We start from the raw sequence: 22440 nt of genomic DNA, 5'->3' as shown, positions 1-22440 counted from the left end.
TGGACCACCTTGGAACACCCCAAGAACTGACAAGCGCCGACGGCGAAATCGTCTGGTCTGCGCACTACCGTGCCTACGGGGAAATAGCCCGTCTCGATGTGGGAATAATCGATAATCCGCTGCGTTTTCAGGGCCAATATTTCGACGCGGAAAGCGGGCTGCACTACAACCGGCATCGCTACTACAATCCGGATATTGGGCGTTATTTGACGCCGGACCCGGTGAAGCTGGCGGGTGGGATCAATGGGTATCGGTATGTGCCCAATCCTACGGGGTGGGTGGATCCGTTAGGGCTAAGCAATTGTCCGGGAGGGGACGGATGTAAACCCGATACTACGTTTCAGAATCCAAACCAGGGTGTAGATCATGGAGAACCGGCGTTACCGCAACCTACACGTGCGGAGCGGCAGGCAAGAATCGATGAACTTGCAGAGGCAAACGCCCATAGACGCTTGGACGAACTTGAAAAAGCGACACCAGGCGCACACTTTTTGGAAAAACATGGTGCACAGACAACACTCGAATCTCAGCTCGAAAGATTGAATACCGCCAAAAACCCGACGACAGGAATTATCGAAACTCATCGAACAGGCCCTTACATAGGAAAACCTAAATACCCTCCGGCTGCAACACGCTTCCTTGGCCACAGGGATCAATTGAACGCTATATATAGAGCACAGCTTATTTTCAGAAGAAATGGCAGAGCAACATCACTAGAACCTATGGACATGGGAAAAATTATTGGCGAGGGGTATTCCCGTGACGGAACAAGGTATAGCCAACAACGAAAAGCACGAGTCATACTAGACGCCAATGGCAAACCAAAAACTGCTTACACAGAGCAATAACTATGAAAAAAAAGCCAAGCATGTCAATAATCCGAGGATTATTGTTCACTTATGACATTGAGAATACAGACGACCTGAAAAGAGAGAGTCTTATTTGCTCAAAAGACATAAACAACGAGAAGGACCTTAACGAACTTCTTGACGAACTGACAAAGCCAGAGTTTTTATCATATACAAAATCAGAGCAAGAGTGGTTCATTGATTCGATCGAACACTATCTATCTATTAATGACAGTTTCGATGCAGTATTTAAAACCATGACAACCTACTTCCCAAAACCTGTAAGTGATCAGCAAAGATTTATGCAAACCCTTCTTAAGAAGTTGAAGCAATACGCCAATATTGATCAACCGAAAAACCAACTGTAGTGAGCGAGCTTGCTCGCGCCGGGCCGCGCAGCGGCCCCCACCCCAGGCAAAGCGTTCTTCAATCAGGTCCGGGTCGTGCTTGTTGGGGCTGCTTCGCAGCCCGGCGCGAGCAAGCTCGCTCACTCGAATAAGGTTTGAAAGCCATCCAGGAGATAAAGGCCCCTATCCGCCAAGACATCATGGAGAGCACTACCACATAGAACTCAAACCGAATAATTTGTGTTGGAAGCAGGCTGAAAAACAAAAACTGTTATTGAAGGTAAAACCCGAAAATTATGACCCCGAACACGGGACAGGCTTCTTGCCGGGCGAACGACACCCAGGAATCTGACATGACAAAATTCCCCGTCTCTGATGGAACAATTGAAAAAATAACCTGCAACCGAAATACCCTCTTGTTGGAGTTCACAGACTGGCAAGAAAAATCATGGCTGGTAACTTTTGAAGGTCTTATCGCATTTCAAGGTGTGAGCGCTGTTGGCGCAGAAATATGCGATATGTACGAAGAGAAAACTTCGTTTCTTTCCAAAGAGGCAGAACGGCTGGAGCTAGGTGAGACAGGAATCAGCTACTGCTTCACATCAAGCAACGGTGGAGAGGTGATATTTATAGTGGTTGCTGGCGGCTACAGTGCTGTGGAGATTTAAACCTTCCTAGTACCCAAAAACCTGTGGCGAGCGAGCTGGGTCGCGCAGAGGCCCCACCCCAGGCAACACGTTTATTCAACCCGGTCCGGACTGGCTGCTTCGCAGCCCAGCGCGAGCAAGCTCGCTCACTACCATTACCCGTTAGCCGGTCCCGAGTGGGTGTTCCTCAATGAGGTATTTAGAAACAGAAACTGATGCAGCCCCAAAACAGTAATACGACTAACTAAAAGGTTTGAGAAAAAATGAGCTATTTAGACGACGAGCTGATTGCAGACCTAAAAAGACTCAATTCCACACACTCAACAAAGCCATTAATAGAATGCAAGGTAGCAACCCTTCATATACAGGATATGACTCTTTCGGCAATCCGACGATAAGAATAGAAGCACCAGACGCAGGACACGGATATAAGCCAAACAAGAAAGACAAATACAACCCCAAATACATCGAACACATGGATCACGTCGAAGTAAGATTTGATAAAGATGATATAACTCGCCCATTCACTGCTTTCCCATATTGAGTCGAACATGTTGAAATCGCCATTCAGAGATACACCTTTTACGCCAAAGCTCTCTTACATCCTGGCTGCACTATCAATATATGACCTTGAAGAAACCAAAGGTGAAGCACTATGGAAACATGACCCAAACAACACTGAAGACAGGGAAAAAATAATAACCGACTTTATTCTCAAGGAGCTTATGTATCTGTCGTACAGACACCGCCATGTATTAATTTCAATGTTAAAAAGCGCCTTAACCACTCAAGACTTCGACTTCGCCAAAGAATTCGAAAGCGATCACGACAAGTACGAAACAATGGCCTGGGACGAAACCGAAATAGACGACCCCCGAGGCTTCTTCGCCGACATCTACCGAATCGCCAACGAAGTCTGGAAAGACGACCTCCAAAAAGCCAGCCAAGAAGACCCATCAACCTGGTAACACCACCAAACCTGCAGTGAGCGAGCTTGCTCGCGCCGGGCCGCGCAGCGGCCCCAACCCAGGCCACGCGTTTTTTCCAGTCAGGTCCGGGTCGTCCGTGTTGGGGCTGCTGCGCAGCCCGGCGCGAGCAAGCTCGCTCACTACAGGGACCGCAACCAACTTACTTGTACTGAGCTGACGCGATTACGCCCGCTGCTCTTGGCTTCGTACAACGCCAGGTCAGCATCACTCAGCCAACTGATCGAATCCGCGTGCGTCGATTGGTACGGCGCCAAGCCGATGCTCAAGCTAGCCCGCAATGTCGGGTCCTGCGCATAGGCCAGCGCGTTGAACCGATCACGCAAGGCGTCCATCACTTCCGTCGCACGGTTGAGGGGCATGCCTGGCAGGATCACGCAGAATTCGTCGCCGCCGTAGCGCCCCGCCAGGTCGGTGGCGCGCAGGTTCTGGCGCAGGACTTTGCTCAGTTGGCGCAGGACGATGTCGCCGGTGACGTGGCCGTAGGTGTCGTTGATGATCTTGAAGTGGTCGATGTCGATCAGCGCAATGGCGGCGCCGGTCTGGCTGCGGCGGCAGCGTTGGAATTCGATTTCCAGCTGGTCTTTCCAAGCGCCGTGGTTGAGCAGGCCGGACAGGCTGTCGGTACGGCTCAGGGCCAGCAGTTCGCGTTTGTGCCGGGCCAGGGTGACGGCCTGGCGGTAGCAGATCCAGCCCAGTGCCATGGGGTAGAGCATCAGCAGCGGCAAGCAGGCGTAGAGTTGGGCCTGGGTCGTCACGCCGATGAACGCCGGGGTGAATAGCAGCAGCGCAGTGCCGATGCCGAGGCCTTGGGCGGCCCAGCCAGCCAGCATGAAGCGTGCGCCGCCGATGGCGACATTGTTCATGGTCATCATTGACAGGCTGGTCACCGCTGGCAGCGGGTTGAAATGCATGGCACCGACCCAGAACCCGCCGCAAAAGGAGTCGATAAGCAAGTTGCGTCGTTCGCTGCCCAGGGCATGCTCGGCACGTCGCGAGATCAGGAACGCCAGGTGCGGCCAGACGAAGGCGTTTACCAGCATCAGCGCCCATACCCACGGGTGCGGATCCAGGGGGTACATCGCAAACGCCACGCACACAAAGCCGAGCATCAGCCCCAGGGTGCGGGATTTATACAAGCGCGAAGCGAGCGGAAGTCCCTTTCCTCCGACGGCTGCCATGGTGAGGTGCAATCCTGAGGTATTGCTCGGAGTCTAACAGGGTAACAGCAAATCGCCACTACCCCTTATAAGCTCGCCGCATTCAGTGGGAAAAGCCCCGCGCCAGCATCAATGCGACGCCCAGCAGCACCACGGCGGTGACCCGTTGCAGCAACACACGCCGCTTGGGGTTTTCGAGGACATGCTTGATGCGCTGCCCGAAGTAGCAATACAGGCAGCCACTGGCAAATTGCAGCAACAGGAAGGTCAGCCCGAGGATGGCGATGTCCGACGCCGAACTGTGCTCCCCTGCCCCGGCAAACTGTGGGAATACGGCGCTGAACATGATGATCGCCTTGGGGTTGGAAAACCCGGTCAGCAGTCCCTTGCCGAACAGACTGCGGGCACCTTCCACGGCGCCAGCCTTATCCAGCGACACGCCACTGCTGGTCCACTGTTTGTACGCCAGGTACAGGATGTAGGCCACGCCGACCAACTGGATGCCCTGGGTAATCGCCACGTTGCCCTTGATCAGTTCCGAAAAGCCCACGGCAAAGATCAGGATCGAAATCAGGTACGACACGCTGGCGCCAAGCTGAGCCGGGAGTGATCGACGCAGGCCGTCGCGCAGGCCCAGGCTCAACAGCAGCAGGGTCATGGGGCCGGGACTGAAGGTCAGGGTCGCGCAAAACAGCAGGAAATAGACAAACGAAGAAAGCGTCAATGCGCTGGTCATGGTGGTCAGCCCTGGGGGAGAAGGCTTGCAGTCTAGGCAAGCGGCGTTGCGCAGGGCAGGTAAAGTCAGGCCTAATCCGCCCGGACTTTACCGGTAAAATCACCAGCAAAGATAAGGAAGCTGCATGTTGGTATCCGCCATCGCTTTTGTGCCGGGCACGCCCAAGGTGCAACAGATCGTCGAGACGTTCAGCCAGGCTATCGCGAACGGTGAATGGGCACCGGGCAGCCCGTTGCCGTCGGTGCGCGAGTTGAGCCAGACCCTGGGCGTCAGCAAGTTCACCCTCAATGAAGCGCTCGACCGCCTGCGCGGACGCAACCTGCTGACCTCCCGTCAAGGCCGTGGCTATTTCGTCGCGGTGGACAGCACCCGTCCCGCCTCGTCGACCTGGGTCGAGTTGCTGCCCCAGGACCTGCTCAGCGTGCTGCGCCGTCCCCTGGCTACGGTCTATGGCGAACTGCGCCCCGGCGGCGGCCACTTGCCAGAAGCCTGGCTGGACACCGAGGCTATCCGCCAGACCCTGCGCAGCGTGGTGCGTGCACCGGCGTTGCGCATCGCCGGGATGGGCACCCCGGCCGGGCTGTTACCGTTGCGCCAGGCCTTGCAGCAAAAGCTCCACGGTGAAGGCGTGTCGGTGCCGGTGGAGCAAATCATCACCACGCCCAACACTGTGCAAGGCCTGGACATGCTCATGCGCCTGCTCGCACGCCCTGGCGACACGGTGCTGCTGGACGCGCCGTGCTACTTCAACTTCCACGCCAACCTGGCCCTGCATGGGGTCAAGGTGCTGACAATCGAACGGCGCCCCGACGGCTTCGACTTCAGCGCCCTCGAACAGCTGCTGGCCGAACATCGCCCCAGCCTGTACCTGACCACCAGCGTGCTGCACAACCCCACCGGCCACTCCTTCAGCCCGAGCCAGGCGTTCCGGCTGTTGCAACTGACCCGGCAGTACCACTGCCATATCGTCGAGGATGATCTCTACGGCGACCTGCATCCCAACCCGCCACCGCGCCTGGCCGCACTGGCCGGGCTGGAGCAGGTCACCTACCTGTCGGGGTTTTCCAAGATTCTCAGCGCCAACGCGCGGGTCAGCTATGTGGTGGCGGCACCGCAACTGGCGGCCAACCTGACCAATATGAAGTTGATGAGCGGCGGCGTAACGTCCGAACTGTTCGAGCAGGTGGTGTACCGCATGCTCAGCGAAGGCAGTTACGCCAAGCATCGCAAGCGCATGCAACAACGCTTGATCGAGGCCGGTGCGCGGGTCGAGCAATGGCTCAAGCGCTGCGGTTGCGAACTGCCGACGCCGTATGAAGGCGGGATGTTTATCTGGGCGCACCTGCCACCGGGCGTCAACGGCGAACTGCTGGCCCAGGACGCGTTGAAACAGGGCATGGTGCTGGCGCCGGGCACCTTGTTCGGTTACGACCCCACGCGCCGCGACTCGATGCGCTTCAACGTGGCTCACAGCGACGAACCCCAGGCGCAGCAGGTATTCGAGGCCTTGCTGCTCAAGGCTTCACCGGCGCATCAGTGACGGCTCAGCGACGATGGGCCAGTGAGCGCACGCAGCGGTCCCCCAGGCTTTGCACGCCCTGCACCAGCAGCACCAGCACAACCACCGTGACCACCATGATCTGGTTGTTGAAGCGCTGATAACCGTAGCGAATCGCCAAGTCCCCCAGCCCGCCGCCGCCGATCACCCCGGCCATCGACGAAAAACCGATCAGCATCACCAGGGTCAACGTCACGCCGGCCACCAGCGCCGGCAAGGCTTCGGGCAATAACACTTTGAAAATCACATGGCGGATGTCACCGCCCATGGCCACGATGGCTTCGATGCGGCCCTTGTCCACTTCGTCCAACGCGGTTTCGACGATGCGTGCAAAAAACGGAAAGGCCCCAATGGTGATCGGCACCACCGCCGCCGTGCTGCCCAAGGTCGTGCCGACGATCAGCCGTGTCAGCGGGATCAACGCAATCAGCATCACCACGAACGGCAACGAGCGCCCGAGGTTGATCACCGCGCCCAGCGCACGATTGAGGCGCGGCAACGGCAGCAGGCCATCGCGACGGCTGATAAACAGCACTACGCCCAGGGGCAGGCCGATCAACAAGGTAAACAACCCGGCCAATAGCACCATGTACAGGGTTTCGCCGGTGGCATTGAGCAGCAGTTGCAGGATGTCATTCCAATCGGTCTTCATACCGCCCTCGCCACTTGCAGGCTCGGCGCCAGCGAACGACCAAGGCGCGACGCGGGGTCGGCCTGCAGTTGCAGCAGCGTGCCGCTTTCCACGACGCGGCCATCGGCCAGGGACACTGCGCTGTCGCAGATCGCCTTGACCACCTCCAGCTCATGGGTAATGAGCACGATGGTCACGCCAAGTTGCCGATTGATGTCACGCAGCAACTCAAGGATCGATGCGGTGGTTTCCGGGTCCAGGGCGCTGGTGGCCTCGTCCGACAACAGATACGCCGGGCGCGCCGCCAATGCGCGGGCAATGCCGACGCGCTGTTTCTGCCCGCCGGAGAGCTGCGAAGGAAACGCCTGGGCCTTGTCGCTCAAACCCACCAACGCCAACAACTCGGCGACCCGCGCCACGCGCTCGGGCTTGGGCACATTGCCGATCTCCAGCGGCACCGCGACGTTATCCGCGACGTTGCGCGAATGCAGCAGGTTGAAGCCCTGGAAGATCATGCCGATGCGCTGGCGTTGCGCACGCAGCGCCTTGCCCGTGAGTTGGGTGAGGTCCTGGCCATCCATCAGGATGCGCCCGGCGCTCGGCCGTTCCAGCAGGTTCAGGCAACGCAGCAAGGTGCTCTTGCCCGCGCCGCTGCGCCCGACGATGCCGAAGATCGAACCGTCGGCAATCTGCAACGACACATTATCCAGCGCCGCCGGCTGGCCGTCGGCGTAGGTTTTGCTGACGCCGTCGACAACGATCATTCGGCCGCCACCGGGATCACCGAACCGGCGTATTTCTCGGTAATGAACTTGGCCACCTGGGGCGAACGCAAGTCCTTGGCCAACTGCTCGATGCGCGGGTCTTTGGCCAGTTTCGGCGTAGTCACCAGGATGTTGGCATAGGGGTTGCCCTTGGCCGCTTCCAGGCCCAGCGCGTCCTTGGCCGGTTCCAGGCCGGCTTCAAGGGCGAAGTTGCCGTTGATCACCGCCAGGTCCACATCGTCCAGCGCACGGGGGATTTGCGGTGATTCGATCTCCAGGATCTTCAGGTGCTTGGGGTTCTCGGCGATGTCTTTCGGCGTGGCCTGGTCCTTGGCCGCATCGTTGAAACCCGGTTTGAGCTTGATCAGGCCATTGGCTTGCAGCAGGTACAGCGCACGGCTGAGGTTGGTGACGTTGTTCGGCACGGCGACGGTGCCCTTGTCCGGCACTTGGGCGAAGCTGTTGTGACGCCGCGAATAGATGCCCAACGGCTCGATATGCACAGTGGCCGCGACGCTGAATTTCTGGCCGAGCGCCTGCTCCTGGGAATTGAGGTACGGCAGGTGCTGGAAGTAATTGGCGTCCACATCGCCGTGGGCGAGCAGCTCGTTGGAGTTCACACCGCTGGGGATCTCGATGATTTTGAGGTTCAGGCCCGGGTCGAGTTTCTGCACATATTCGAGGATCTGCGCATGGGGAATCGGGTCGGCGGCAACACGCAAGGCATCGGCGGCCGACACGCTGAATGAAGCGAGCAACACTGCCAGGGAAAGCGCGGTTTTTTTCAACATGGGGTGATCTCCTGATCAGGCGGACAGTGCTTGGGGCAGCGTGGCATCGGTATAAAAACGTTGGGCGACATCGGGGTGCGAGCGCAGGCGGCCTTTGAGGTAGTTCCAACCGACGTCGCGCAGCAACGGGTTACGCGGGTCGCTTTCGGGGCCATGGGCGTCGCGCAGCAGTTCGGGCGCCAACTGGTACACCGGCACCACCGCGTCCAGTTGCGCGCCGAGGAAAAACGCCAGGGACAAACGCTCGCTGCCCAGCGGCGGCGAGACCACCCGGTGCACGGTGGCACGCAGGTAGCCGTTGCTTGCCAGTTCGAGCAATTCGCCGATGTTCACCACCAGGGTGTCGGGGCGCGGCGACGCGTCGATCCAACGGCCCTCTTCCACTTCCACCTGCAAGCCGGCTTGCTGGTCTTGCAGCAGGAAGCTGAGGAACCCCGAGTCTTTGTGCGCGCCGACGCCTTGGCGACTTTGCTGTGCATGGCGGCCGGGGTAGCGGATCAGCTTGATGTGTTCGTTGGGTTTGTCGCCGTACAGCGCGTCAAAGGCGTTTTCCGGCAGGGACAGGGCCTGGGCGAAGGCACGCAGCAGGCGCAAGGCCATCTGGGTCATCGCCTGCTGCCAGCCGAGCACCAGTGGTTTGAGCTCAGGCAACGCCGCCGGCCATTGATTGGGGCCTTGCAGCCGGGCCCAGGCGGCCGGGTGTTGCGCCACGCTCAAGGGCTCGCGCTCGGCACCGACATCGAACTGTTCGCGCAGGTCCGGCTGGCCACGGGTGATCTCCGAGGCGGCGCGGTTGTAGCCGCGAAAATGTGGCGAGTTGAGCATGCCGACGGCGAGTTTGTCGGCCTCGGGCAAGGCAAAAAATGCCCGCGCCTGCTGCTGCACCTCGGCCAGCAGCGCCGCGTCGATGCCATGGCCGGTGAGGTAGAAAAAGCCGATATGCCGCGCGGCAAACCGCAGCTCATCGAGGAACTGCTGACGCTGTTGCGGGCCTGCGTCGAGCTGCGACAAGTCGAGCAACGGCAAGGTGGTGATTGACTGAAGCTGGGACATCGGCGGCTCACTCCATGAACGTCTATGGTGGGAGCAACCAATCTAAATGATCTTAAAAAACCTCAATAAATAACTTTTTAGAATTAGCTTAGGCTGCCCCGCCCTATCGCCTCGATACGGGGTTGGTATGTGCGTTATTGGGGCAAGGGAATCACCCGCAACGGCCGCACCGACTTGTAGGAAAAGCTCGAATAGATCTCTTTGACACACGGCAGCGTCTGCAACACTTCCCGTGCAAATTCGCCAAACGACTCGAGGTCCTTGGCCACCACTTCCAGCAAAAAGTCATAGCGCCCCGAGACGTTATGACACGCGACGATCTCCGGGATCGCCAGCAGCCGCTGCTCGAATGCACGGGCGATTTCCTGGGTATGGCTCTCCATCATGATGCTCACGAACGCCGTCACCCCATAGCCCAGCGCTTTGGGCGAGAGGATCGCCTGGTAGCCGCTGATCACCCCGCTCTCCTCCAGGTTGCGCACCCGCCGCCAGCACGGCGAAGTGGTCAGGGAAACACGCTCGGCCAACTCGGCCACGGTGAGGCGGGCGTTACCTTGCAGCGCGTTTAACAGGGCTTTGTCGGTGCGATCCAGACTCACAGGCATAATGTGCCCCTATTCCTTGTTTTTATCGGTTTTTCATGCCTTGAGGCGGCGTTTTGGCAGCAAACTTTGCAACGTTCATCTGCGGTTATGAGCATAGCATTGTAGGAAATAAGGAGCGCCCGACATGAACAATAAACACAATGCATTCGGCTTTTCGACCCGCGCCATCCACCACGGTTATGACCCCAAGGACCACCACGGCGCACTCGTGCCGCCGATCTACCTGTCCGCCACCTTCGCCTTTCCCACCGCCGAATACGGGGCTGCGTGTTTTGCCGGTGAAGCCAACGGCCACTTCTATACGCGCATTTCCAACCCCACACTGGCGTTGCTCGAAGCGCGCATGGCCACCCTGGAAAACGGCGAGGCCGCCGTGGCGTTCAGTTCCGGCATGGGCGCGATTGCCGCCACGTTCTGGACCCTGCTGCGTCCCGGCGATGAAGTGCTCGTCAGCCAGACCCTGTACGGTTGCACCTTTGCGCTGTTGCACCACGGCATCGGCGAATTCGGCATCAAGGTGCGCCATGTCGACCTCACCGATCTCGCCGCCGTGCGCGCCGCAATCACCCCCGCCACGCGCATGATTTATTGCGAAACCCCGGCCAACCCCACCCTGCAACTGGTGGACATCGCCGCCGTGGCCGCCCTCGCCCATACGCAACCGAATATCACCGTGGTGGTCGATAACACCTATTGCACGCCCTATCTGCAAAGGCCGCTGGAACTGGGCGCGGATGTGGTGGTGCACTCGGCCACCAAGTACCTCAGCGGGCACGGCGACATCACCGCCGGTATCGCCGTAAGCAGCCTCGCCCTGGCGCAACGCATCCGCTTGCAAGGGCTCAAGGACCTGACCGGCGCGGTGATGTCACCGCAGGATGCGGCGCTGCTGATGCGCGGCCTCAAGACCCTGGCCCTGCGCATGGACCGTCATTGCGCCAACGCCCAGGCCGTCGCCGAAGCCCTGGACGCCCACCCGGCCGTGCAGTGGGTGACTTACCCAGGGTTGCGATCCTTCCCACAGTACGAGTTGGCGCAGCGCCAGATGAAACTGTCCGGCGGCATGATCGCCTTCGAACTCAAGGGCGGCATCGACAGCGGTCGGCGCTTCATGAATGCACTCAAACTGTTCACCCGTGCGGTCAGCCTGGGCGACGCCGAATCACTGGCCCAGCACCCGGCCAGCATGACCCATTCCACCTACACCCCGGAACAGCGTGCACACCACGGCATCAGCGAGGGCCTGGTGCGTTTATCGGTGGGCCTGGAAGACATTGCCGACCTACTGGCGGATGTGCAGCAGGCCCTGGCCAAATGCACGCGGGCTGCGCCGCGTCATACGGCAACGGTTGAGCATGCGCTGAAATAAACCGTAGCTCGTTTCCTTAACGGTGGTCGGAAGGGTCCGACTACCGTTATGCGGTTTTAATCTAGATTAATCCGGATTGGTCCCCTTCCCGACGCCAGGCTGTACTAGCATACGTCTCGGCGGGAAACGCTCTCACTGTGGGGTATTCGCACTAGCATTCGTTGATTCCCGCGGCGTCATGGCTGAATACCTGCACTCGAAACTCATGGACGAAGCAGATGAACTCACACCTGTTCCCACATATAGGCAAGGTCATCGCCAGCACCGGCAGTCGCCATTTCCCACGCATGCTGCATGACCTGATCCTCACCCAACTGGCAGTGGACGCCACCCATATCAGCCAATTGCGAGCGAGCTCCGACGGCCACACCCGTCGCACCATCAGCCCGGTCTACACCGATTCGGTGGCGACCATGGGCGAAGAACAACCGGCCGCGCAACTGCACCTCACCCGTCACAAGGACGACGTGCGCTACGTGCTCTCGGTATACCGCTCGCACCAGTCGGCCAACTTCTCCGCCCAGGAGCGCAGCATGCTGCAGGACTTTTCCACCCTGCTGCTGCCCATGGTGGAAAAGCACATCGCCGCGATCCAGCCGTGCCGCCTGGACAACGATGGCACGGCGCCGCAAAACCAAGGCCTCGAAACCCTGCGCCGACGCATCGAAGAGCGCCTGGTGCAATCGGGGCTGACCCTGTCCAAACGTGAACTGGAAGTGTGCGTTGGCCTGCTGGCCGGGCGTACCGCACCGGAGTTGGCCGAGCAGTTGGCGTTGAAGGTCAACACGATTGAGAGCTACCTCAAGCGCGCGTCGATCAAGCTGGGGATCAGTGGACGACATTCGTTGTTGCGGTGGATGTACTCAACAGAGCAAACCGCGGATGTCTGAGCCAACACAGTTCTAAATATGAGAGCGGGCTTGTGTGGGAGCGGGCTTGCTCGCGAATGCGGTGAATCAGTCAGCATATTCAGTGACTGTCACACTGCTTTCGCGAGCAAGCCCGCTCCCACAGTTGATCTTTATCATCCAAAAGAGGTGCCGGTTAAAAAATGCGGACGCAGCCGCACGCCTGGAGGGGCATCCGGTAGGGCTGGAAAATTAAGGGATTTGGCCGATGGGGGGTGACATGGGAAGCGGGGACAACTCGTATTCAGGCTGCGGCGCGGGTTATTCCTGCGCCCGTGCGGGCTCCTCACACGCGCCCACCTGTGGCACCAGTTGAATGTCCACACGCCGATTGGCGCTACGCCCGGCCTCGGTTTGGTTGCTGGCAATCGGTTGGCTGGCGGCCAGCCCCTGCACGGCAAAGCAGCTGTCGGCGAGGTCGCCCATGCGTTGCATCCAATCGCGTACGGCGCTGGCGCGGGCGTGGGACAGGGCCAGGTTGTGCTCGACGGTGCCACTCGCATCGGTGTGCCCGGCGATGACGATCAGCCAGCCCGGCTGGGCCTTGATGCCCACCAAGGCGTTGATCAGGACTTTGGTCGAACCGGGCTTGAGGGTTGAACTGCCGGGGTCGAACAGCGCCAGGCTGTCCAGCCGGATCGGCTCGGGCAGGGACGGCTTGTCACTGTCTGCCCCGCTGAGCCACAGCCCGGTGACCATGGCCGTCGCCAGCACCCCGGCGCCCAGCCACAACCCCCGGCGCGGCTTGCGCATTGGCAGGGCTGGCGGCGGCAGGATCACCACGGGGGCTGGCCACGCCGGGGCCGTTGCGCTTGGCAGCCGTTGCGGCTCCAAGCGCTGGCTCAACTGGCTGACCTGCTGGCGTAGCGACTCCAACGTCAATAACGGCCCGCCAAGCAGCGGCAGCAGGCGTGCCTGCAAACGCGCCAATTCAACCTCCAACTGCAGCAGCACGCTCACGCTTGGCGACATCCCCGCGAGGCTGCGCACCAACCGTTGCAGTTGCTCGCACAACCACTCCAGCAAGGTCTGGCGCACCGTCACCATCGGCGGCCACAAGCGCGACCACTCGCCCACCAACGCCGTGAGCAGCACCGCGCCCTGGACGATGCCCTCCAGCCCGTGGCGCTGGCCGCGGGCCAAGGTGTAGAAACACGCGCTGTTGAGCTCCACGCCATTGCTCTGGAACAGCGCCAGACAGCCCTGCTCCACCCTCGCCCAGTCCACATCCGGGCGGGCAGGATGGCCGAGCTTGGCCATCTCGGCGTGCACGGCGGTGAATTCGGCCAGGTGCCGCGGGTCGCCACCGACCTGGATATGCATTTCAAACACTGCGCTCATGGGGTGCTCCTTATGGCTCTGGGGCGGCGCCCGGTTTCAACGCCCGCAGCGTGACGTCGCCCGTGGGTGCCAGGGTGGTGCCTACGTTCACGCGCTGCCCATCCTTCAATTGCAGCTCCAGGGCGTACTCAAGGTGCCCCGGCAGCGCCTGGGGCAACAGCTCGATGGCGATTGCCGCCAGGCGCGGTTCGTAAGTGAGCAAGGTGTCGCCCATGATCCCGATCAGGCTGTGGGCCGTGGCGGGCAGGCCTTGCAGGATCAGGCCCATGTCCGGCAGGCCGTAGTCGGGCAAATGGCTGAGGGCACCGGCGCGGCTGTTGAGGATGCGCTGCAGGTTGTCCAGGACTGACAGGGTGTGCTGATGTGCTTCGCTGACCTGATGCAGCGGCAACTCACCGGCAAAGTTCTGCAGCAGCAATTCATACAACGACGGGTTGGATTCGCCCATGGTTCAGTCCTTTGCCAACGGACGCAGGCGCAAGCGGTTGTCTCCCAACTCGATGACCCGCACCCGGTCGGGGTCCAGTTCATCGCGAGCCAAGGTCAGGCGCCAGCTGTTGGCGCGGGTATCCGGGCTGCGGAACAAGGCCGCCACGCTGACGAACCGCGCGTCCTTGTGCAGGGGCACACTCAGCGGTGCGCCCTCCTCGGGTTTCACCACCAGGGTGTGTTTGTCCAGCAATGCGCCGGCCAACAGTTGCTCGTCATCGCCCAGCAAGCCTTCGTAGGTCGCCCGCGCTACAGCGGTGTCGTCACGCAACTGGTACACGCGCACCAGGGTCGGCAGCGACAGCGCATTCATGTCGGCGGTGTCGGTATTCAGGGCTGCGCGCGCGCTGAAATCCAGATGCAGGGTTTTCACCTGCTTGTAGAAAATCGCCTGGGCGGTGGACGCCGTGCCGTCCGCCACGGTCTGGGCCAGGCCACACCCGGCGAGGGGCAGCGCCAGCATCACAAGGCTAAAAAGGGTACGCGACATGCTGTGTCTCCCGGTTGCAAGGGTTTATCGACAGGCCTTGATAGCGGCCCAGGTTGATCGTCAGGCGTTGCTGCGGTTGGGCGTCGCCGCCGGGCACCAACACAGCGGTCATGCCCAAGCGCAGCGGCGCGCGACCCAGTACTGGCGTCGGCAGGCTGCGCAGCGGCAGGGTCAATTGCAGCTTCGCGGTGCAGCGCCACCCCAGGTAGACGCGCAGGAGCACCAGCAGATCGCTGTGCAACTGCCCGCCGGGCAGCCAGTCGCGGGCTTGCTGTGGGTCTTCGGTATACAGCGCCAGGCGCAGCTGGCTGCTGGCATCACGGGCGAGCGGCCCCAACGGCGCCTGTTGTGCCAGGCGCATCGGGCGCCGCGTGCACAGGCGCGCTGGCTGCGCGAGCACGATGTACTGCGGCCAATGCGCGGTGACTTGCGCCAGGGTGTTGGGGGCCAGCAACTTGACCAATGCGCCGATGCCTTCGGCATTGCGCGTGGGCAGACGCATCACGCTGAGCAAGGCCAGAAAACGCGAAATCGGCGTACCGATCTGCGCAGCGGTGCCCGGAATGCCCAGGCCGACCAAGCCCAGCAGGCACTGCGAAGTGGCATCGGCGCCGCCCGCTTCAAACGTGGCCGGGTAGGAATACTTGCGCCAGATCCGATAGAACTGGGTGAAGATCCGGTGATTGAAAATATCCAGGAAGGCTTGCAGCGCTTCATGCCCTTCACGGCGTTGCGCGATGTCATCCAGGTAGGCGCTGGGCAGGGGCGAATCCACCCCGTATAACCCGAGCAAACGGGTGCGTACCGTGGCCGGGCGCTCGGGGTGCTCGCCCGCGCTTTCAATCGCCCGCAGTTCGCCCCCCGGAAACCCCATGCCGGGGTCGGGCCGAAAGCGCACGACGTCATCGCCCGGGTGCGCAGTGCTGCCCAAGGGCGGGTGGCCGGGCAACACCTGTTCCAGCAGTTGGCAGAAGCGATACAGGTTGGCCTCGGCCACCGGCCCGGCCATGGCCTCCAGTAAACCGCTGGCGGTCAGCCGGGAATACGCTGATTGTGGTTCTCGTTCCATCGCAGGCACTTTCCAGTCGGTTGCAGGACCAGCGTGAGCTGGGTGTACAGATGCACATCGGCGTAGAGGGCAAAAAAACGGTTGAGCATCTCGCCAAACAGGCTGATGTCGCCCTCCCCTGAAAAGCCTTGGGCATCCAGGACGATTTCGATGTCCACGCCACGCAGCAGCAAGCCCTTGTCGAAACGCTGGACCAGGTGATGGCTGACTTCGACAATCGCGGCCAGGCGCCGGCGGTTCAGCTCGCTGCCCGTCCAGTCATACAGCGCCAGGGTGCCGCGCAGCACTTCGGCGTTATCGAGCATTGGCAGGAAATTCGAGCCCAGGTGACTGAGCACCCGCCAGTGAAAGCGGTCGCGGCTCGGCGGGTAGCAGGGCAAGGTCGGCGCGCACAGGTTGCGCACACGCAAGCCGACTTGGGTGGACTGCACCACACTGTCGAGAGAGGTGCTTTGCAGGGCCTTGCGCGGCAACTGGCCGTGAGTGCCGGTCAGGCGCAGCGACAGGCTTTTGTGTTCGAGCAGGCGGTCCTTGTCGAAGCCCTCGCCGCCAAGGATCAGCCAGGTGTCGTGCAGGCCATTGGGCGCGCGCTTGAGCCGTGTATGGAAATACCGCTCCGGCGCATCGGCGCGCAGCATGCCGCCCTTGTGACGAAAGCTGGTGAACGGCACGTAATCCTGGCGCTCGGCGTTTTCCGAGACAGTGACCTGGTCCACCGAGTAGATCTCCATATGCCCGTCCTGCAAGCGCATCGGCCGCAGCAGGTAGTCGGTTTGCAGGGGCGCCAGGGTCAACGGGTCGGCTTCCAGCGCAAACAGATTGATCACCGGCACGGCGTGCAGCCGGATGTGTTCGCTGTTCAAGTCGAACGTGTGCGGCCAAGGCTCGCGCAGTACCACATCAAGTTCGAACCAGGCGGTGCCGGGTGTGATCTGCAATTGCTCCAGGCCACACAGGGTCACGAACATGAATTTCTCGCGAAAGGCGAAATACTCCAGCAGCAACTGGTAGCCGCTGAAGGCGCTATCGCCTTTGGGCCATAGCCGGTCCTCATCGGCAAAGCCCTTGGCACTGAAATGCGCTGCCAGCGGCTGGCGTTCGGCCTGGCCCGGCCAGCGCAGGTACAGGGCCTGGACGTTGAGGGTCAGCGCCTGATGCAATGCACTGGCCAGGGGTGCATCGGCATTCAGGTACAACGGCAGGCGGCTCAGGTCGATCTGGCTCCAGTCGGCCTGCGGCCCGCAGGCGAAACGCAGGCGCAGGCGCGAGCGACCGTCGGTTTCGTAGCCGCGCCCCAGCGCTGTCAGGGCCAGCGGCCGCAGGGTCAGGTCCTGGGTGGTGGTGAAACGACACCGGGTGCGTTGTGGCCCGATCGGTTGCGACAACACTTCGAAGCCTTGGGCGATCCGCTCGCTGCGTTTCATCTGTTCGAGTTCAGGCGCCAGTTCGACCACCGACAACGATGGAATCGTACGCAAGTAATGCGGCCACAACAGGCTGACCAGCCCTTCGGTCAGCTCCGGCAAATCGTCGTCGAGTTTTTCCCGCAGGCGTCCCATCAAGAACGCGAAGCCTTCGAACAGGCGCTCCACATAAGGGTCCTGCGCGCCTGGCTTGTCCAGGTTGAGTTGGGCAGCGCGGTCGGGAAACGCGTCGGCGAACTCCTTGCCGGCTTCGCGCAGGTAGCGCATTTCGGCGTCGAAGTAGCGCAATGTCAGATTGTCCATGTCCATAACTATCATCCTGATTGTTGAGGTTCAGCCACACAGCACGGCGGCGCGTACCGGATCGATGGCCACCAGCGCCGCCTGCAAGGCCTCCATCCTGCGGGCCAGGGTGGGTTTGTCGGCGTCGTTGCGCTGGGCTTTGGTTCGCAGCAATTTGAGCAGGCGCGCCTTGACCTCGAAATGCAGGTCGGGCTCCCACTCGGCCAGGGCCTGACGTTGTGCGGTGGCGTCCAGTTCGCCCAGCAGGTGGATGGCCAACTCGCCCTTGCCATGCTGTTCGGCGACACGCGCCATCAACAGGCGCAGCAGCCAGCGCTGGCGCCCGGTATGGATGCCTGGGCGCGCCGCCAGCCAGGCCAGGGCCTGGTCCACGCCGTCGCTGTCGGCCTGGGCCAGTGCTTCGCTTTCCAGGGGCAGGATGTCGTCGGGGTCCGTCGTGGGCGCGGCGGACGCAACCGGAAGCCAGGTCTGGGGGCGATTGCCACTGACGTGCTGGGCGATCCACTCGCGGGTGGTCTCATCGGCGAACGGGCTGCCGTCGTTCCAGCGCAGTTCTTCCAGCCCCGGCAGGCGTTCAAGGAACATGCCCAGGTCGCGCTTGGCAATATCAGCCCAACCATCCTGCGGCGCCGGTTGCCGACTCAAGGCCTGGTACAGGTACCACTGCAGGTCGAGCCAGAAATGGTTCACGCCCTCGGCGTAAATCCGCTCGACCTGATCGAGCAGCTCGGTCCAGCCCTGTTGCAGGTACAGGCGCTTGAGCTGGGCGCGGTAGTCCGCACGCGGCGGCGCCAGGCGCGTGTTGCCATTGATCTCTTGCGGCGGCGCCTGATGCACCGTGTCCCAGCGCAGACTTTTCATCAGGCGGTGGGCGGCCAGCCAGCCCTGGGGTTGCTCGCGCAGGTAAATGGCCAGTGCACGGCCGCTGTCCAGCAGGTCGCGCCCGGATCTTATGACTGGCGCGGGCAGTGCAGGCGACGCCGGGCTGGCGCTGTTCTGCGGCACCAGTGCATCCATGCCGCCGGACTGCGCGAGCCTGGCGCTCAACGCGTCATACAACGGGCCCAGCAGCGGCCGCTGCGCCTGCGGCCACGCAGTCACGCCCCGCTCCAGCCAGGCCAATGCCGCGGCGGTACGGCTGGCTTCGGCCCTGACCACTTCCGGGTACAGCAACAGCAGGTCCAGCACCTTGCCACTGGCCAACCATTCCAATGCCAGCTTGCGGCTGTTGGGCCTGGCGGGCAGCAGCGTGTCGCCGAAACGTTCCACCAGGGCCGCGAGCAAACACAGGCCGTCGGCCAGGCCGGCTTCGCCGTCTTTGTGCAGGCGTGCCCATAAGTAGTAGGTGGCCACGCGCAGGTCCTTGCAGCGATGGAGCAATAGGTTCTGCGCCAGCTCGGCGACCTGTTCGGCATCGGCCCCCGACAGTTTGTTGACCTCTTCGCGCATGCGTTGGAAGTCGTCGTGATAGGCCGGGTCTTCGCCGACGCTGGATGCAGCGCTGATGGGTAACAGCCAGGGTTGCCAGTGGCTCATCTGGGCACTGGCGAAGGAAGGTGCATCACGTCCTCCCAGGCAGCGATCGATCAGGGTTCGCAGGCTCATGGCAAGCTCCCGTTTTGCGCATACGGCGTGTCGATCCCGCGCTCGCTGAGAAAAATCTGCCGGGGCAATTTGAACCCCCTCAGCTTGAGCAACGCCAACGGTCCGGCCTCCAGTTCGGTGCGCAGATGCCAAACCAGATTCAAGCCATCCGGCGCCTTGAGCAGCACGCGGTAGCGGCTGTCGGCATCGTCCAGCGGCGTGACCTGGGCCTTCTCCAGCAGGCGCAGCAGGCCCCAGGTCCCGGGGAAGTCACCGAACAAGCGTTCGCCGCTGTGCACGCTGGTCCAGCTCAGGCTCGCACCGGGATAGTCGCTACGCCCCGGCCAGTTGAAGCGCTGCCAGCTCTCCTTCTGGTTGAAGTAATCATGGCGTTCGCCATCGAGAATGAAGCGGGTTTGCACCACATCGCGCACCGGTTTGCCTTGCAGCTCAAAGCGCAGGCCCATGCCGCCGTCGGTGTAGAGCACGTCGGCCAGATCGCTGAGTTGGTTGATTGCGCTGAGGAACTGCGGGTTGAAGCGCAAGCCCTGACTGTGGCGTGGGTCCGCCAGCCAGCGATTGCCCTCCTTGCGCAACACGCCACTCAATTGCTGCTGCAAGAACCGTTCGATACGTCCGGAGTCGGCGCGGATCATCTGTCCGAGCATGGGCAAGGAGGCGTCGCTGGCGCTGGCCGCAAACGGGTAACGACTGGCGAAGGCACTGTCCCAATGGTTGACGATCGAACGCTGCCACTGGCTGTTGAGCCCGGCTGCCGAGGGTTGCAGCACGCGCTGCCAGGCGTGCTCCAGCGGCTGCACAAATAACGTCTGCGCCACGCCGCCCCATTCTGCGCCAAGACTGGCGGCCAGCAGGCTGCCGTAGGACTGGGTGTCGGTGAGGTCGATACTGCGGCCTTGAAACACACTCTGCGCCAAGGTCTGGGTCATTTCCAGCGGGTCGGGCGCAGTGCTGACTTGCTGCAATGTCAGGCGCACCCGGGTCACGCGGGTGAGGAATGTTTGCAGGCTCAGGCCATCATCGTTGCGTTTGTCGAGCAGCGCCAGGAGCGGCCCGAAGGTCGTGTCCAGCGGGCTGCCGGGCACATCGGCCAACTGATCGATCAGCGGCGCCTTGTCCTGCCCGATCAGCTTTTGCGCAGACTTCACCAATGAGTCCGCCAGGGCCGGCGTCCGCGCCCCCGCCTGCCCCTGGTAAGCGAGGGTGTTCATCAACGCAATCAGCGGCGATTGGCGTACATCGCTGATCAGCGTCAACTGGTCGATCGCCTCATCCAGACTGCCCGCAGCCTGCCAGCGCAGACTGTTGAGCATGCCCAGCCAGGCGCTGGCGTAGTCCTGGAAGTAACGCTCGGTGAGGCGCTCGCGCAGTTGATCCGGGCTCAGCCGGGAATCGAGGTCCGTCGGTTTGTCGCTGAGCACCCAGTCGATTTCCTCACGCCGTGCCTCGGCAATCCGCTCGATGGCTTGGCGCACCTGCCCCTCCCAGGCCTGCCGGGTGAAGACCCCGGGCACGCTGGCGTCGGTGGCAAACAGCGCGAAGGCATCGGTGTCGCCAACCAGTTGGTGCAGGCCCAGATCGGGATAGTGATTGCCGGCATCATCAAGGACTTGCTGATAGAGGCTCGCCTCGGCGTTGCGCTGGCCCAGTTGCAGCAGCAGAAGCTGGCGGACTTGCGCCACCAGGCGGGGGTCGAGCGGAATGCGCCAGGAGGGGTTGGCGGATAAGTGTTCAGCGTAGAACTGACGCAGGTTGGGGGGGATGCCTGCGCGAGCGGGTTCCAGTTCGTTGAGGGTTTTGAGCAGGAGGGCGGCATCGGCTTTTTCCGGACGCGCCATCATCAGGTAAGCCTTGAGTTGGGCGTAAGCCCCGGCTGTCCGTTGCGGGTTGTCCGGAGCCAGTTTGAGCAACGCCGAGAGCTGCTGGTGCAGGATGGCGGCTGCGGGGTCGCGGATCAGACGGTTGTTGGCTTCGACGTAGTGGGGCCAGAGGGTTGCCAGCAGTGATTGATTTTGATTGAGGCCGAAACGTTGATACCAAGGCGTGCCGTGAACGGCGCGGTAATCCAGGCGGGCCAGCTCGTCGACCAGCTCGTTGAGGGCCAGCAGTTGGGCGTCGCCTTGGGACGTGGTTTGCAGGGTGTGGAGAACGGTTTGGACGCGGCTGATCTGGGTGCGGTTTTGGCTGAAGGACAGGAGCAGGCCTGCGGTCCACAGTAGGGTCATGGATAGCGCCAGGGTGTAGGCGATTCGGGGCGCGCTCCAGCCAAGGCGACGCGGCGCGGGTTTGTCGTTGACGATGCCTTGCCAGGCTGGGGGGACGGGCCAGATGTGTTTGGGGCAGTTTTCGACGGGTTGGATGGGTGGGCTGAACCATAGGCCGCGCAGTGGTGTGCCGTGGGGACGCCTGCCTAGTAGCGGTGCAAGTGTTTGGCGCCAACGGGTAATCCCTTCCGAGTGCAGGTCGCGGGAGAGGCGTAGTAGGAAGTCGTGGTTTAGATCAGCGTGTATGTTGGATAGGCCGAGGTGACGCAGGGGCACCAGCAAAGTCTCCAAACAGCCCTGTATCACGTGGCCATCAAGTCGTGTCGGCAACAGACAACCCACGGGTTGCAAGTTGCGCGCTCCCTGAGGCCAGTGGCTGTTGCAAACCTGCCAAAAATGCAAAGGTAACTGCCAACTCAGGCTATGAGCCAATTGCTGCAATTGGCTTGTACCTGTGCTCATCAAGGCGCCATCAACACAACGCACCTGGTCCAGTGCCCAGATGACCCCGTCCAATGCGCGCCAGTGGCTCAGCCCTACCCATTGCAAAGCGAACGACTTGCTCAGTTCTGCTTGAGCACGGCCGCCCCATAACAGGACGGTATCCCGGCCTTCCAGCCAACGTTGCGCGCCAAGATTGGGAGCAACAGCCTCAATGTGCTCAGGCTCACCCACCACCAACATCAGGCGCACCTTTCGACGCCAGAAAAAACCATAACGAGCATGCAAATGCTTTTTCAACGAATCGACACACTGCGCCTGCTGAATATCACGAGGCTCAGTGACAACACCTTCGGACACGTCGTCTGGCGCCTGTCGCTGGTAAGCCGAACGCCCCAGCTGATGACCCAGAAAATGGTAGGCCACCAAGAACGCCATCAAGAGTAAAGTCGTAGCCGATATCAACCACAAACCGATGATTTGCCCAACACTGCCGGGCGTTATCCCGACTAATTCGGGATAACGCCAAATCAATATGCCCAGTACCGCACCGACCAATAGCAGCGCGGACAATAGAACGACTAACCAAACAATCCGTCGAAATTGCATCC

The 22440-nt window shown here is 61.3% G+C and carries 21 protein-coding genes; 7 read left to right on the top strand and 14 right to left on the bottom strand.

What is annotated here, in order from left to right; genetic code table 11:
- The 4 genes from IB241_RS26600 to IB241_RS26585 form a co-directional block, all read left to right on the top strand.
- Window positions 1–848: RHS repeat-associated core domain-containing protein (locus tag IB241_RS26600; RefSeq protein ID WP_192301155.1), on the top strand; the 848-nt coding region annotated here is incomplete at its 5' end.
- 2 nt (window positions 849–850) lie between these two features.
- Window positions 851–1216 carry a hypothetical protein gene (locus tag IB241_RS26595; RefSeq protein ID WP_192301154.1) on the top strand — a complete coding sequence of 122 codons (366 nt, stop codon included), beginning with the start codon at window positions 851–853 and terminating at the stop codon, window positions 1214–1216.
- 332 nt (window positions 1217–1548) lie between these two features.
- On the top strand, window positions 1549–1863 hold the full coding sequence (locus tag IB241_RS26590; RefSeq protein WP_192300713.1) for a hypothetical protein: 315 nt from the start codon (window positions 1549–1551) through the stop codon (window positions 1861–1863).
- Window positions 1864–2393: 530 nt separating this feature from the next.
- Window positions 2394–2810: a hypothetical protein gene (locus IB241_RS26585; protein WP_192301153.1), complete on the top strand. Its 417-nt coding sequence runs from the start codon at window positions 2394–2396 to the stop codon at window positions 2808–2810.
- Window positions 2811–2950: 140 nt separating this feature from the next.
- Here the strand turns inward: IB241_RS26585 and IB241_RS26580 are convergent, their stop codons facing one another.
- Window positions 2951–4009 carry a diguanylate cyclase gene (locus tag IB241_RS26580; RefSeq protein ID WP_192301152.1) on the bottom strand — a complete coding sequence of 353 codons (1059 nt, stop codon included), beginning with the start codon at window positions 4007–4009 and terminating at the stop codon, window positions 2951–2953.
- Between the two features lie 82 nt (window positions 4010–4091).
- Window positions 4092–4724, bottom strand: coding sequence for a LysE family translocator (locus IB241_RS26575; RefSeq protein ID WP_192301151.1), 633 nt, complete (start codon window positions 4722–4724; stop codon window positions 4092–4094).
- Window positions 4725–4848: 124 nt separating this feature from the next.
- Here IB241_RS26575 and IB241_RS26570 point away from each other — a divergent pair, with 124 nt between their 5' ends.
- A complete protein-coding gene (locus tag IB241_RS26570; protein ID WP_192301150.1) occupies window positions 4849–6264 on the top strand; it encodes a PLP-dependent aminotransferase family protein in 1416 nt (471 codons plus the stop codon).
- Window positions 6265–6268: 4 nt separating this feature from the next.
- Here IB241_RS26570 and IB241_RS26565 read toward each other — a convergent pair whose 3' ends face one another.
- From IB241_RS26565 to IB241_RS26545, 5 genes are all read right to left on the bottom strand, one after another.
- The gene (locus IB241_RS26565) at window positions 6269–6934 is read right to left on the bottom strand and encodes a methionine ABC transporter permease (protein WP_192301149.1); all 666 of its coding nucleotides are present in this window, start codon (window positions 6932–6934) and stop codon (window positions 6269–6271) included.
- Window positions 6931–7677, bottom strand: a complete 747-nt coding sequence (locus IB241_RS26560; protein WP_192301148.1) for a methionine ABC transporter ATP-binding protein — start codon at window positions 7675–7677, stop codon at window positions 6931–6933. The genes IB241_RS26565 and IB241_RS26560 overlap by 4 nt, the downstream gene beginning before the upstream one ends.
- Entirely contained in the window at window positions 7674–8468 is a 795-nt protein-coding gene (locus IB241_RS26555) for a MetQ/NlpA family ABC transporter substrate-binding protein (RefSeq protein WP_192301147.1), read from the bottom strand. Before IB241_RS26555 ends, IB241_RS26560 begins: the two co-directional genes overlap by 4 nt.
- 15 nt (window positions 8469–8483) lie before the next feature.
- Window positions 8484–9521, bottom strand: a complete 1038-nt coding sequence (locus IB241_RS26550) for an isopenicillin N synthase family dioxygenase (RefSeq protein ID WP_192301146.1) — start codon at window positions 9519–9521, stop codon at window positions 8484–8486.
- A 134-nt stretch (window positions 9522–9655) separates the two neighbouring features.
- Entirely contained in the window at window positions 9656–10126 is a 471-nt protein-coding gene (locus IB241_RS26545; RefSeq protein WP_192301145.1) for an Lrp/AsnC family transcriptional regulator, read from the bottom strand.
- 124 nt (window positions 10127–10250) lie between these two features.
- Between IB241_RS26545 and IB241_RS26540 the strand changes: the two genes are divergently transcribed.
- Window positions 10251–11495, top strand: a complete 1245-nt coding sequence (locus tag IB241_RS26540; RefSeq protein WP_192301144.1) for a methionine gamma-lyase — start codon at window positions 10251–10253, stop codon at window positions 11493–11495.
- 218 nt (window positions 11496–11713) lie between these two features.
- Entirely contained in the window at window positions 11714–12385 is a 672-nt protein-coding gene (locus IB241_RS26535; protein WP_192301143.1) for a helix-turn-helix transcriptional regulator, read from the top strand.
- A gap of 279 nt (window positions 12386–12664) precedes the next feature.
- On the opposite strand, the gene IB241_RS26530 is transcribed toward IB241_RS26535, so the two are convergent.
- From IB241_RS26530 to IB241_RS26500, 7 genes are read right to left on the bottom strand one after another with little or no spacing between them, the layout of a single operon-like run.
- Window positions 12665–13744: an OmpA family protein gene (locus IB241_RS26530; protein ID WP_192301142.1), complete on the bottom strand. Its 1080-nt coding sequence runs from the start codon at window positions 13742–13744 to the stop codon at window positions 12665–12667.
- A gap of 10 nt (window positions 13745–13754) precedes the next feature.
- On the bottom strand, window positions 13755–14192 hold the full coding sequence (gene tssE / locus IB241_RS26525; RefSeq protein ID WP_192301141.1) for a type VI secretion system baseplate subunit TssE: 438 nt from the start codon (window positions 14190–14192) through the stop codon (window positions 13755–13757).
- A gap of 3 nt (window positions 14193–14195) precedes the next feature.
- Complete coding sequence (tssJ, locus tag IB241_RS26520; RefSeq protein WP_192301140.1) at window positions 14196–14723, bottom strand: type VI secretion system lipoprotein TssJ; 528 nt, start codon at window positions 14721–14723, stop codon at window positions 14196–14198.
- On the bottom strand, window positions 14704–15792 hold the full coding sequence (tssG, locus tag IB241_RS26515; protein WP_192301139.1) for a type VI secretion system baseplate subunit TssG: 1089 nt from the start codon (window positions 15790–15792) through the stop codon (window positions 14704–14706). The genes tssJ and tssG overlap by 20 nt, the downstream gene beginning before the upstream one ends.
- Window positions 15756–17525, bottom strand: coding sequence for a type VI secretion system baseplate subunit TssF (tssF, locus tag IB241_RS26510; protein WP_192301138.1), 1770 nt, complete (start codon window positions 17523–17525; stop codon window positions 15756–15758). Before tssF ends, tssG begins: the two co-directional genes overlap by 37 nt.
- Window positions 17526–17549: 24 nt before the next feature.
- Complete coding sequence (gene tssA, locus IB241_RS26505; RefSeq protein ID WP_192301137.1) at window positions 17550–19124, bottom strand: type VI secretion system protein TssA; 1575 nt, start codon at window positions 19122–19124, stop codon at window positions 17550–17552.
- Entirely contained in the window at window positions 19121–22438 is a 3318-nt protein-coding gene (locus tag IB241_RS26500) for an ImcF-related family protein (RefSeq protein ID WP_192301136.1), read from the bottom strand. The genes tssA and IB241_RS26500 overlap by 4 nt, the downstream gene beginning before the upstream one ends.
- Window positions 22439–22440: the final 2 nt, after the last annotated feature.

This window comes from Pseudomonas sp. PDM05 (assembly GCF_014851685.1).
Taxonomy (GTDB): Bacteria; Pseudomonadota; Gammaproteobacteria; order Pseudomonadales; family Pseudomonadaceae; genus Aquipseudomonas.
The sequence above is the reverse complement of the archived record's forward strand: the minus strand, read 5'-3'. Positions and strand labels throughout refer to the sequence as shown.